The organism is Emticicia sp. MM (assembly GCF_001649495.1).
The window spans coordinates 47,447-60,824 of record NZ_LXHX01000107.1; the positions used below are offsets into that span (position 1 = coordinate 47,447).

The following is a 13,378-nucleotide window of genomic DNA, read 5'->3' on the forward strand; positions in this document are numbered from 1 at the left end:
AGTAGGAGTGTTTCCTACTACCTTTTTTGCTTTAAAGCAAAGTCTTATACTTTTCTCTAAAGATCTTAAATTCCTCTTCCAAAAAAACTAAATTTTCTTGAAAATGGGTTAAATCTCCAATTTTTGAAGGTACTTCGATGATTTCGGTAATATCGTGGATGCGAGCAAGCCCGATAGTCCCTGAATTTCCTTTGAGGGTATGCAATTCTCGCTGAATAGTTTTTACATCATCTGGATATGCATTTTTTGCATTTTGAATTTGTTCTTCTGCTTCACGCTCGAAATCCTCAAAGACAGAAATTAGCATTTTTTCTCCCACCATTTCTTTCAGTTGATTTACAATTTCCATATCAAAAACTTGAAATGCAGGGTTTATCGGACTGTTTGATTTTACTGTTTCTATTGGAGCTTCAGTTGGTTTAACTACTTCCACAACCTCAATTTTAGTTTGATTATTTGGTACTATTTCGTTTACTTTTTGAATCAAAATGGAGGCACGAATCGGTTTTGGCACGTAATCATCCATGCCTTCGCTCAAAAATCTTTCACGGTCGTGTTGCATCGAGTAAGCAGTCATGGCAACAACTTTTGGGAGTGAATTTCCGTATAATTCACGCATCTTTTTTGTGGTTTCAATACCATCCATCTCAGGCATCTGAATATCCATGAATATTACATCGAAGCCATGTTTTTCGCCAAAAACTTCTATGGCTTTGGCCCCGCTATCGGCCGTAACTACCTCACAGCCAGCTTTTATCAAAATTTCGGAGGCAACTTTACGGTTTACTTGGTTATCATCTACCAACAAGATTTTTGGCGTATGATTACTAAAGAAATCGGTTAACTTGATTTCATTTTCGTTGTTTTCGCTCACACTCGGGCTGATTGTTGTTGAGCGTACTTCAATCGTAAACCAGAATGTACTGCCTTTTCCTTGTTCAGAAACTACACCCATATCACCCTTCATCAATCGACAAAGTTCACGAGAAATAGCTAAACCGAGTCCAGTTCCACCGAATGATTTTTTAGTCGAATTATCGACTTGCTGGAAAGCTCCAAACAATAACTTTTGGTCTTCGTCCGAAATTCCGATACCTGAATCGGTGATTTCTCCTTTCAGTACATGAATTTTACCATTCGATGAAATTCTTGATAATGAGATAGTTACATCACCATTTTCGGTAAATTTGAGGGCGTTTGAAGTAAGATTCGAGAAAATTTGTAATAAACGAGTTTGGTCAGCTATCAAATAAGCAGGAACGTCTTCAGCAATTTTATAAATCAATTTATTGTTTTTCTCAATGGCTCTTTGGCGGAAAAGTGCCACTAATCGTTCCAATATTTCCTTAATGTCGAGTGGAGCATTGTGCAAATCCATTTTACCCGCTTCGATTTTCGATAAATCCAGAATATCGTTCAAAATCGTGAGCAAAGTTTCTGACGATTTTTTGATGGTCTGCACATAATCTTTCTGCTCGGGGTTGAGCGGTGTTTCGTACATCAAATCAATCATACCGATTACTCCATTCATTGGTGTACGAATCTCGTGGCTCATATTTGCCAAGAAACGTTCCTTCACTTTTAGCGAGCGTTCGGCTTCGTCTTTAGCAATCAGAAGCTCTTCGGCGGTTTTCTTTAATTCCGAAATATCACGGGCCACACCTTCTACCTCAACAGGGATTCCTTTGGCATCTTTAATCATTCGGATGTTGAGCATAAATTGGCGGAGTTCACCATTTTTACGCTTTACAATCACTTCAAAATTTGTAATACTTCCCGCTTTTAGTAATCCTTTGATATTTTTTGAACTATCAACGGCATTTTCAAAGAATTTATCAACTTTGTTTCCCATCACTTCTTCGAGTGAATAGCCAGTGTGAGTCAGAACCGAAGGCGAAATCATGGTGATATTTCCTGCCAAATCAGTTCGGTAATAAATATCAATAAATGACTCAATAGTATCTCTAAATTTCTGTTCGCTTTTTTGAAGCGTAATCGTCGAGTTTTTCTTATCAGTAATATTCTGGGCAATTCCCGAAACCTCTTCTACTTGTCCACTTTCTGACGAAAGAATTGGATTCAAGAAAAACTCGTACCAATCATCGCCACCGTCAATATTTCCCCAGTGCATTTCAAAGTACTGAGGTTTTCCTTTGAAAGCCTCATTGTATTTTTCACGTAAAATTGGGCGGTCTTCGGGCGATATGAGTTTCCAACCGAGTTTTTCGATACTCATGTTGATTTCGGGCAGAGTACCTAAATTTCGCTGTATCAGATTGACGTAGTTTTTGTTGAAAGAACTCAATTGCCGTTTTTGGTTTACTGTCCAGATTACGTGCGAACTGCTATCAAAAACAGCATTCAAACGAGAAGTTTGACGAAGTAAATCTTCCTCTTTTTGTTTACGAACGAGAGCAACGGCTACCTGCCCCGAAACGAATTCTAGTAGCTCTAAGTCTCTGATATTGAACTTGTTACGGTCGCTGTAAGATTTTACGCCAATTACGCCCGTGGTGCGGTCGCCTACGTGAAGTGGCACGCACAGCATGACTTCGGGGAGTGACGAGCCATAGAAGTATATTTTATCAACTTCGACCAATTTTTTGATGTCTTCGTTCGATAAAAACAATGGCTTATTCTGCACCATTGAGTATTCTACGATGCCGTTTCCGAGCTTCCGACGGTGATAATTTTCCTCGGTTTCGGAATATTCATCAATAAAATAAGGGAAGTTAATTGTTCCATCTTCGGGTTCAAAAAGAGCCACAAAAAAGTTATTGGCTTGCATATTTTTCTGCAATTCATCATGAACTTGCGTCAAAAATTCTTGCAGATTGGGTGTGTTGAGGTTGAGTTGAGCGATTGTGTAATAAAGCTGCTGGGCTTTTTCAGCACGTCGTCGTTGGGTAATATCACGGAATAAACAGCGGAAAGCCGTAGGTTTTCCGTTTTCAAATCTACAACTAATGTCTCCCAAAAGATAAACTCTTTTACCTTCTTTGTTTCGTGCAACTGTCTGAAAATCAACTACTTGTTCGTCGCCATCTTTGATTCTTTGGAGGGTTTCGAGGGTTTCATCTGCAAATTGTGGATGTAGTATTTCTTTTAGAGTTAATTGCGAAAGTTCGGCGTCAGAATATCCAAAGGCTTCACGAAAAGCAGTATTAACAAACAAAAAACGCCCGCTCAACGACAGCAACATGATGATTTCGGAGGTATTATCTACCAAATCTTGAAGCTGGTCGATGCTTTGTTGATGTTCGGTCTGTGAAAGTTGTACTTTTAGTTTTTCGATTTCGAACAAAAGTTCTTCGTTGGATTTTTCTGTGAGCATACCGCAAAATAATAGAATGAATGTTGCGGTAAATATAAGAAGATTTTGATTAGATTTGATACCTTTCCAAGATTTGACAACTTTTGAATAGGGTAACATTTCACAAGCTGTCAAATCTCAAATTCATCACCCCTCCAACTCCAATTTCTTACCCTTACCAGCTCCTTTAGTTTGCTTGATACGGTAATTGAGGGTTAGGTTAAATTGTCTTCTTCGGAATTGCGAATTGCCTTCGGTGCGGAAATTTGTGCCTTCGGTAATGCTTCTAAATTTACGGGTGTTAAATACATCAAGTACACTAAAATTAAGCGTTCCGTTACCTTTCAGAATATCCTTACTGGCCGATAAATCGAAGTAATAAAGTGGTAAGCGAGTACCTTGAACGGTCTTTTGTTTGGCTTCGTAGTTTGCTCTGAGCTGTACGTCTAAACCTTTTGGCAGAGAAAAACGTGAGGTCTGACGCACAAACCAACTATTTGTTTCTCGAAAATAATTTTTATCAATGTTACTACCATCAATTTCAGCATGAAAAAGGTTGAAGTTGAAATCAAGTTTCCACCATTTTACAGGCGTAAATTGACTTGTAAATTCTACGCCGTAGGCTTGTTCGCCCAGTAAATTTTCGGGGCGAGTTGTAGCAAAACCATCGGCCCCAACTTGGCGAATACGTTCAATTTTTCCGTCAGTATCTCTGTAATAAACCGATGAACCAAGTGAGCCTTTCTCAAAATATTTGATGTGGCCTATTTCGTAAACATTACTAAATTCAGGGTTTAAGTTCGGGTTTCCGCTGAAGAAATTTCGGTTATCGGAAAACGTTGAAAACGGACTTAAATCGTTATAAAAAGGGCGGCGAACTCGGCGGCTATAACTGATTTGAAGTGAGTTCTCTTTCGGCAAAGCATAGGTCAAATGCACGCTTGGAAATAGGTTTGCGTATTTTCTTGGGTTTACTTCGTTGGTTTCTCGGAGTGTAGTTTTTACGTTTGTCCATTCGGCACGTAGCCCTGCTTGATACGAAAACTGCTTGGTTTTATTGCCCAAAATGGCATAAGCCGCATGAATATCTTCGTTATAAATGAAGTAGTTTTTTAACCCAGGCACAACCACAAACTGTCCAGCTTCATTTTTCTGATTTACCACATAATCATTCACCATATCTCGAAAACTACTTCTTGCACCAGTCTCAAATTTTCCTTCTTTTCCAATCGGTTGTACATAATCAACTTGTAATAAATATTGCTTTTCATACTCATCATTCAGCGAGTTCTGAACCAAAGATTTCGATGTAATTGGCGTTTCGTTAGGCGTGAAATATTCCTGCGTGAAAAGTTGGTCAGAACTTTCCCAGTTATCCAGAAAACGTATCTCGGCATTGAACTCTTGACCCTTTTTTGCGTAAGTTTTTTTGTAACTCAAAACATATTCAGAGTTTGGCTCAATTTCTTGTTCGTCTTGCTGGCGTTTGCTGATTCCTGTTAGATTTTTATCGGTAAAAACATAATCTTCGTAGCGTAAATTTGTAATGCGTCGAGCTTTGCTTCGGCGATAAAGGTAAGAAGCAGTAAGGGTATTTTTATCATTGAAAAAATAATCAAGTCCACCTCTGATATTGGTGTTAAAACCCGTAATTGTTCCGTTATTGTTCTGTTTTAAGAAAAATAGCGAATCATTGCTTTGGCGTTCTTGGTAAAGAGAAGAAACATTCGGACGAATATTATAGGCCAAGCTATAATTGACAAAAAAGTTGACTTTTCGATGGCGATAATTGATATTGGCCGCACCTCCATAATTGACAGGTTGACCTGTAATAACATCAAAAGAACCATTAAAGCCTTGTTTTTGGTCTTTTTTTAAGATAATATTTATAATTCCCGCCATACCTTCGGCTTCATATCGTGCCGATGGATTGGTGATAACCTCTACTCGTTCAATCATGCTTGCTTGGAGTGATTGCAGTCCACCACCACCTTTGAAACTCACCAAGCCCGATGGTTTGCCATCAATCAAAATTCTTACGTTATCGCTACCACGAAGTTTTACTCCACCGTCGGGGTCAACCGAAACCGATGGGATATTTGTCAGAATATCTGATGCTGAACCGCCCGCATTTGCCAAATCTTTCCCGACATTAAATACTCGCTTATCGAGTTTCATTTCCATCGAACTCTTTTCGGCTTGCACTACCACTTCTTTTAAGGCATTGGCCGATGATTCAAGTTTTATATTACCAAAATCTTGCGTTGGATTTTCTTTGGTTACCGAAAAACTGGCAGTTTTGGTGTTTTTATACCCCATATATTCAACCTCAACTACATAACTCCCAAAAGGTGCAGGAATCGAAAACTCACCTTTATCGTTGGTTATATTTCCCGTAATGAGTTTATTATCAGTGCTATTCGAGATTCGGATGCTTGCAAAACTCAAAGGCTCGTTGGTGATGGCATCAACAACAATTCCCTTCACTTGAGCTTTGCTGCCAGCTTGGGCAAAAAGTAGATTTTGAGAAAAGAAAATTAAACTAAAAGCGAGTAAAAAAGATTTCATTTAAATTGAGTTTTGAATAGATAGGATACTACAAATTAAGCAAGCAAAGCTGAGATTTTATCAATAAATCTACATCTAAGACGTAGAAGCCTATAAATGAGCATTTTCACTCGACAATTATTGAGACGACAGACATGAGATAAAAGACAAGAGAGAATGTCATATGAGTATTAGTATGTATTTTAATCTCTTGTCTTTTGTCTCATGTCTCGTGTCGTATCTCGAAAAAAAGACGTAATTTTGGCTTATGGAAAAAGTAAAAGCAAAAAAACACCTCGGACAACATTTCTTGAAAGATTTGGATGCCGCTCAGAAAATCGTCAATCTGCAATCGTTGCACCGTGGCTATAATAAAGTATTGGAAATTGGCCCTGGAATGGGAGTTTTGACTCAATATTTACTCGAAAGAGCCGACTGTGAAACTTTTGTGGTAGAGATTGACCGTGAGTCTGTGACGTATCTCAACGAACATTTTCCGATGCTCAGAGGGCGTATTTTCTCGGAAGATTTCTTGCAAATGAATTTGGCCGAACTCTTTAAAAACGAGCCTTTCGGAATCATCGGGAATCTACCTTACAATATTTCTTCGCAGATATTTTTCAAGGTTTTAGATTACAAAGATTTAGTGCCAGAAATTGTCTGTATGCTTCAAAAAGAAGTGGCTCAACGCATTGCTTCTGGGCCTGGAAAGAAAGATTATGGCATTTTGAGTGTGTTTTTGCAGGCTTATTATGATATTGAGTATAGTTTTACGGTTTATCCCGAAGCCTTTATTCCGCCGCCAAAAGTAGATTCAGGTATTATTCGTTTACGACGAAATAATGTAGAAAAACTGGACTGCAACGAAAAGAAATTTATGCAAGTGGTAAAAGCAGGTTTCAATCAACGCCGTAAAACGCTCCGTAATGCTTTAAAACCAATCGGATTGAATTTCGAGCATGATTTACTAAATAAACGTGCTGAGCAATTGGGCGTGGCTGATTTTGTATTATTGACAAATTTGTTTGAAGAAAAGCAATAGGCTATAAGCTATAAGCGATAGTCTTTATGCTTAAAAAATATTATTAGAAAGCGTACAGCTTAATGCCTATAGCTTAGGGCAAAATAAATGCAAAAAAATGACAACTTTCGAGCTAACCAAAGAGTATCTGGAGAAAATAGAAACCGCCATTGAGCAAAAGGACGAAACCATGCTCATGGCTGAGATGGAAGAGTTGTATCCTGCCGATATTGCCAGTATATTGCTCGAACTTGATGGTGAACCCGCTCATTATCTGATGACGCTCGTAGATACTGAGATGGGTGCCGAAATCTTGTCTCATATAGAACCCGACGACCGCAAACGGTTTATAAAAGAGCGTTTTACGGTCGAAGAAATTGCCAAATACGTTAACCTTTTTGACTCCGATGACGCCGTCGATTTACTCAATGAGCAAACAATCGAAGTACGAGAAAAGGTAATTGCTCTCATCGAAGACCGTGAACAAGCACGTTTTATTTTGGATATGTTACATTATCCAGAAGATGTGGCAGGTGGTTTGATGCAGAAAGAGTTGATAAAAGTGAATGCCAGTTGGACAGTAAGCGAGTGTGTAGAAGAAATTCGTCGTCAGGCCGAAGATGTAGAGAAAGTTTATGCTGTTTATGTGGTTGACGATGAGCAAAAACTGAAAGGAATCGTTTCGTTGAAACGCATCATTTTGGCTCGTAAAAATACCAAAATTGAAAATATTTTTGATGAGGAAATAGTTTATGTAGAAACCACTCGCCCAGCCGAAGAAGTAGCCGAAATCATGCAACGTTATGACCTTGATGCGATTCCTGTAGTAAATACTTTGGGGCGTTTGTTAGGTCGAATCACGATTGATGACGTGGTCGATTTTATTACCGATAAAGCCGAAGAAGATATTCAGGTAATGGCGGGTATCACGGGCGAGGCTGAAGAAGATGATAGCGTTTGGCAACTGGCAAAAGCTCGTTTACCGTGGTTGATTGTAGGTGTAATTGGTAGTTTGCTGGCGGCTACAGTGATTGGCAGTTTTGAAGATGAGTTCAAAAAAGTAGCGGCACTGGCGGCTTTTATTCCAATCATGGGTTCGACTGGCGGAAATGTAGGCATTCAGACCTCTTCTTTGATTGTTCAGAGTCTTGCCGAAAAGTCAGGTCTTACCACAAGCCTCGGTCAGCGTTTATTCAAAATTATCTTGGTTGCCCTCGTTAATGGTTTAATAATTGGCTCACTGGCAGGTCTTTATATTTATGTCAGTGGAGAAACCCAACTGTTTTTTGTGGTGTGTTTATCGCTACTTTCAGTAGTAGTTTTGGCATCATTTACGGGTACAGTTACGCCACTTTTATTGGATAGGCTGGGTATAAATCCTGCCATTGCTTCTGGGCCATTCATCACAACAGCCAACGATATTATCGGTATTGGCACTTACTTGATGATTGCTAATTTGCTTTTGCATTTGTAGGTTTTTAGGCAAGAGAGGTAAGATAAGAGACAAAAGATTTTTAAAATATAAAACTATCGACCGCCGTCTGTGGACAGTTGACTAAAACCATGATTGCAGTTATACAAAGAGTTACCCAAGCATCTGTAACGATTGATAATGAAATAAAAGGTCAAATTGGCTTAGGATTTATGATTTTGTTGGGTATCACGCACACCGATACTCAAGAAGATATTGAGTGGCTTTCTAAGAAAATCGTAGGTCTGCGAGTATTTGGCGATGAAGAAGGTAAAATGAATCTCGACCTAAAATCAGTTGATGGAAATATCCTGCTGATTAGCCAATTTACCCTTCATGCAAGCACCAAAAAAGGAAACCGACCTTCTTTTATTGAAGCTGCTCGCCCTGAAATTGCCATTCCGCTTTACGAAAAAATGATTGCTCAATTAGAATTTGACTTAGGAAAAACTATCGAAACGGGAATTTTTGGAGCAGATATGAAGGTTTCGCTGCTTAATGACGGCCCTGTGACGATTATTATTGATTCTAAGAATAGGATTTGAATTTATATTCGTAATGTTTATCTTTGTTTAGTAAATATTTTAGATTGTTATGGGAGTAGCTATTCAACCGCCATTTACGGAAGCTCAAATTGAGTTGCTAAGTTTGTTTAAAGTTAAACTCAGTCAAGCCGATATGCAGGAGTTGCGTCAACTTTTGTTGGAGTTCAAGTTTCGTAAGTTACAAGAAAGTATTGAACAAATCACTGATGAAAAAGGCTATACTGAACAAGATTTTGATAATATGAAGCAAGAACACAATCGTACTTCTTATAAATCATATCGTAAACAACTTCAAAACAAAACTTTATGAGGGTCGTTATTGATACTAATCAGTTATTGACCTGTTTTTCTGCTCGTTCAAAAACACATTGGCTTTGGCAGGCTTTTCAAAGACAACAATTTGAGTTATGCGTCACCACCGAAATATTAGATGAATATGCTGAAATTTTTGAGCAAAAGTACAATTTTGACGCCGCCGAATTGATTCTTGATATTTTAATAGAAAGCCCCAATGTAGTTTTTATTAAGGAATATTTCTTTTGGGAACTCATCAAAGTTGACCCCGACGATAATAAGTTTATCGATTGTGCTTTAATGGCAAATGCTGATTTCATTATCACAGAAGATAATCACTTTAATGTACTAAAAAGTATTCCTTTCCCCAAAATAAAAGTACTATCACTGGCTGAATTTTATCAATTAATACTCAATAAACTTTAATTATTATCTTCATCACCTACCCCCAAAGTTATATGAAAAACAAAAACCTCTTATTATTAACGTTCCTTTTCATCACAACCATTGCCCAAGCCCAACAAATCAGATGGACGAAAGATGGCAATGCCTACACTCGCACCGAAGGCGGTGAAGTGGTGGCTTATACTTTACCGACTCAACAAAAAACTACTTTAATTACCAAAGCTCAACTTACACCCAAAGGTGCTGAAAAACCTTTGAATGTTAGAAGCTATACCCTAAGTAATGATGATTCAAAAGCTTTGATTTATACCAATACCAAGCAAGTTTGGCGGTACGATACTCGTGGCGATTATTGGGTTTTAGACCTTAAAACCAATGCTTTGTATCAACTGGGCCAAGGTAAACCTGCATCATCGTTGATGTTTGCGAAATTTTCGCCCGATGGCTCGAAAGTGGCTTATGTGAGCGAACATAACTTGTTTGTAGAAGATTTGGCAACGAAAAAAATCAAAGCCTTGACTACCAACGGCACTCGCCGAATGATAAACGGAACTTTCGATTGGGTGTATGAAGAAGAATTTGCTTGTCGTGATGGCTTTCGTTGGAGTCCAGATGGGAAAAGTATTGCTTACTGGCAAATTGATGCAACCAAGATTCGTGATTTCTTGATGATAAATAATACGGACTCAATTTACTCATATAATGTTCCAGTTGAATACCCAAAAGTGGGCGAAAGTCCATCGCCGTATAAGATTTTGGTAGCAAACATAACTACTGGAAAAACTTTAAAAATGGACATCGAAGGCGACCCGCAACAAACTTATGTACCACGCATGGAGTGGGTGCCAAACACAAACGATATTATTATTCAACAATTAAATCGTAAACAAAATCAGAGTAAAGTCATTATCTGTCAAGCAATTACGGGTAAAACTAAAACGATTTATACCGAAGCCGATGAGGCTTGGATTGACACCAAAGAGCGTTGGGCTGATGAGCAAGAAGGTTGGGAATGGCTAAAAGGGGGCAAAGAGTTTTTGTGGGTAAGCGAAAAAGATGGCTGGCGACATATTTATAAAATGGATTTGAATGGTAAAGAAACGTTGCTCACCAAAGGTAGTTATGACATCGTGCATATTCCGCTGATTGATGAAGCAAATGGCTATGTTTATTTCACTGGTTCGCCACAAAATGCTCTGCAAAATTATCTTTTCCGTATCAAATTAGATGGCAGTGCCGAAATGCAGCCAGTTTTGGCAAATGCTCCCGCAGGAACGCACAATTATGTGCTTTCGCCGAATGGAAAATTTGCTCGCCATTCATTTTCAAGTGCTAATATTGCCCCAATGACTGAATGGATTAATCTTTTAGACCATTCGCCGCTTTCTGAAAAAGAAAGTATTGCTGCGAAATTGGCCAATTTGAAAGTAAACAAAAGAGTAGAGTTTTTCAAAGTAAAAACCGAAGACGGAATTGATATTGAAGGCTGGATGGTAAAACCGACCAACTTTGATTCTACTAAACGTTATCCAATTGTGTTTAATGTGTATGGCGAGCCAGCATCTGCTACCGTAAAAGATACTTACGGTACAGGCTTTAATAATTTATACAATGGAGATATGGCAAAAGATGGCTACATCTACGCTTCGGTTGATAATCGTGGTACGCCACTACCTCGTGGACGTGCGTGGAGAAAAGCAATTTATCGCAAAATCGGTATTGTGAATATTCGTGACCAAGCAATGGCCGTGAAGGAAATCAGAAAGTGGAAATACGTTGATACTACTCGTGTGGCAGTGCATGGTTGGAGTGGGGGAGGGTCTTCGACTTTGAATTTACTTTTCCAATATCCAAAGTTTTATCAAACTGGTATTTCGGTGGCTGCTGTGGGTAACCAACTTTGTTATGATAATATTTATCAAGAACGCTACATGGGACTTCCGCAGGAAAATCGTGAAGATTTTGTGAATGGTTCGCCCATCACGCACGCTAAAAATTTGGTAGGAAATTTATTGTATATCCACGGAACGGGCGATGATAATGTGCATTACCAAAATGCTGAAATGCTTGTAAATGAATTAATTAAGCATAACCGACAGTTTCAGTTTATGCCTTACCCGAATCGTAGTCACGGAATCTATGAAGGAGAAGGTACTCGTAAGCACTTAAATACACTTTTTACCAATTATTTGAAGCAAAACTGCCCTCCTGGTGGAAAGTGATAGCTCAGTTTTTAACGACGGCAAGGCTCAAAGCCTTGCCGTTGTTGTTTTAAGAGGTTATTCAACCATGCCACTCGCTCTTACGTTTTTACCTTTTCTGTTGGTCAAATCATCGCCGAGGTCTTCTCTGGCTTCTTCGGCAATTTTTTGTAGTTCGGTTACGATTTCTGGATAAAGTTTTTGTACGTCATATTGCTCTGATGGGTCACGGCGGAGGTCGTAAAGTGCCATTGGTGTCAGAATATCTTCGGGAGCCTTTCCTGCAAAACCATCATTCCCTGGCAATTGATTCATGTATGAGCGACCTTTATGCTCAAAAACCAATTTCCAATTACCCATTCTCACAGCTTCCAACGAATTTTTACGATAATAATAGTAAAAAGTCTTTCTCGGACTTTCACTCAAATTTCCTTTAATCAATGATAAAATATCAACGCCATCAATTTTGTGTTTTGGCAATTCTGTACCAGAAATACGTGCAATTGTTGGCAAAACATCAATCGTTGAGGCAAGTTGATTGCATACTACTCCTTCAGGCGTTGTTCCTTTCCATCGCATAATGCACGGTACTCTTTGACCGCCCTCAAAACTTGTGCCTTTTCCTTCTCGAAATCCACCCGACGAACCTGCATGATTTCCAAAATTTAGCCACGGACCATTATCACTCGTAAAAATCACCAGCGTGTTTTTATCCAAACTATTTTCTTTCAAAGTTTTCATGATTTCGCCCACTGACCAATCAATTTCCATCATCAAATCAGCGTAAAGTCCTTGTTTACTTTTTCCTTTAAATTTATCCGAAACCGCAATCGGTACGTGTGGCATCGAATGAGGCAAATACAAGAAAAATGGACTTTTTTTGTTTTTTCTGATAAATTCTACGGCCTTCTCGGTGTAAAGTGTCGTAAGCTTTGCTTGGTCGTCAAGGGTTTTTACTTCTTCTTTTTTATCGTTATTCTGAATCAAAGGCAGAACAGGATACGTGCTTGCATTTTGGTTGGGTGTAGCTGGTTTTCCATCATAATAAACAGGCCACATATCATTTGAGTAGGGCAGACCGACGTATTCATCAAAACCGTGTTGAAGTGGTAAAAACTCTTTGTGATGCCCCAAATGCCATTTGCCAAAAATTCCAGTAGTATAACCTTTTTGTTTGAGCATTTCGGCAATCGTGGTTTCGTTAGAATTGATTCCATTTTTGCTGTATGGCATCAAAGCTCCCGAAATACCAACTCGATTTGGATAACAGCCAGTCAACAGTGCCGCTCTCGAAGCACTACAAACCGCTTGGGCTGCCAAAAAATTAGTAAATCTTATGCCTTCGGAAGCCAGTTTGTCAATGTTGGGCGTTCGATAATTGACTGCACCATAACAACTTAAATCGCCGTAGCCCATATCATCCATGAAAATCAAAATGATGTTGGGCGTTTGTTCTTTTTTAGGACTACTGCTTTGTAATAATATAATGGCGAGAAGCGAAAAGAAGATTTTTTTCATAGAATGCTTTTACGTTTAGGAGTAAAAAAATAGCTTCCCGAAAGCTATAAGTTTCAGGAAGCT

At 38.8% G+C, this 13,378-nt stretch carries 9 protein-coding genes; 6 read left to right on the plus strand and 3 right to left on the minus strand.

Going from position 1 to position 13,378, the window contains the following annotated elements; genetic code table 11:
* Nucleotides 1–31: 31 nt before the first annotated feature.
* Together A6M55_RS13450 and A6M55_RS13455 are read right to left on the minus strand one after the other, a co-directional pair.
* Nucleotides 32–3,334: a PAS domain-containing hybrid sensor histidine kinase/response regulator gene (locus A6M55_RS13450; RefSeq protein WP_064198110.1), complete on the minus strand. Its 3,303-nt coding sequence runs from the start codon at nt 3,332–3,334 to the stop codon at nt 32–34.
* 126 nt (nt 3,335–3,460) lie between these two features.
* Nucleotides 3,461–5,881: a TonB-dependent receptor domain-containing protein gene (locus A6M55_RS13455; RefSeq protein ID WP_064198111.1), complete on the minus strand. Its 2,421-nt coding sequence runs from the start codon at nt 5,879–5,881 to the stop codon at nt 3,461–3,463.
* Nucleotides 5,882–6,128: 247 nt separating this feature from the next.
* Here A6M55_RS13455 and rsmA point away from each other — a divergent pair, with 247 nt between their 5' ends.
* The 6 genes from rsmA (at nt 6,129) to A6M55_RS13485 (ending at nt 11,818) form a co-directional block, all read left to right on the plus strand.
* On the plus strand, nt 6,129–6,902 hold the full coding sequence (gene rsmA, locus A6M55_RS13460) for a 16S rRNA (adenine(1518)-N(6)/adenine(1519)-N(6))-dimethyltransferase RsmA (RefSeq protein ID WP_064198112.1): 774 nt from the start codon (nt 6,129–6,131) through the stop codon (nt 6,900–6,902).
* A 97-nt stretch (nt 6,903–6,999) separates the two neighbouring features.
* Nucleotides 7,000–8,355, plus strand: coding sequence for a magnesium transporter (mgtE, locus tag A6M55_RS13465; protein ID WP_064198113.1), 1,356 nt, complete (start codon nt 7,000–7,002; stop codon nt 8,353–8,355).
* An 89-nt stretch (nt 8,356–8,444) separates the two neighbouring features.
* Nucleotides 8,445–8,897, plus strand: a complete 453-nt coding sequence (gene dtd, locus A6M55_RS13470) for a D-aminoacyl-tRNA deacylase (RefSeq protein WP_064198114.1) — start codon at nt 8,445–8,447, stop codon at nt 8,895–8,897.
* Between the two features lie 49 nt (nt 8,898–8,946).
* Nucleotides 8,947–9,207 (plus strand): hypothetical protein, encoded by a 261-nt coding sequence (locus A6M55_RS13475; RefSeq protein WP_064198115.1) that lies wholly within the window; start codon nt 8,947–8,949, stop codon nt 9,205–9,207.
* The gene (locus A6M55_RS13480; RefSeq protein WP_064198116.1) at nt 9,204–9,617 is read left to right on the plus strand and encodes a putative toxin-antitoxin system toxin component, PIN family; all 414 of its coding nucleotides are present in this window, start codon (nt 9,204–9,206) and stop codon (nt 9,615–9,617) included. Before A6M55_RS13475 ends, A6M55_RS13480 begins: the two co-directional genes overlap by 4 nt.
* Before the next feature lie 32 nt (nt 9,618–9,649).
* Nucleotides 9,650–11,818 carry a DPP IV N-terminal domain-containing protein gene (locus tag A6M55_RS13485; RefSeq protein WP_064198117.1) on the plus strand — a complete coding sequence of 723 codons (2,169 nt, stop codon included), beginning with the start codon at nt 9,650–9,652 and terminating at the stop codon, nt 11,816–11,818.
* A 57-nt stretch (nt 11,819–11,875) separates the two neighbouring features.
* Here the strand turns inward: A6M55_RS13485 and A6M55_RS13490 are convergent, their stop codons facing one another.
* Nucleotides 11,876–13,315 (minus strand): sulfatase, encoded by a 1,440-nt coding sequence (locus A6M55_RS13490; RefSeq protein ID WP_064198118.1) that lies wholly within the window; start codon nt 13,313–13,315, stop codon nt 11,876–11,878.
* Nucleotides 13,316–13,378: the final 63 nt, after the last annotated feature.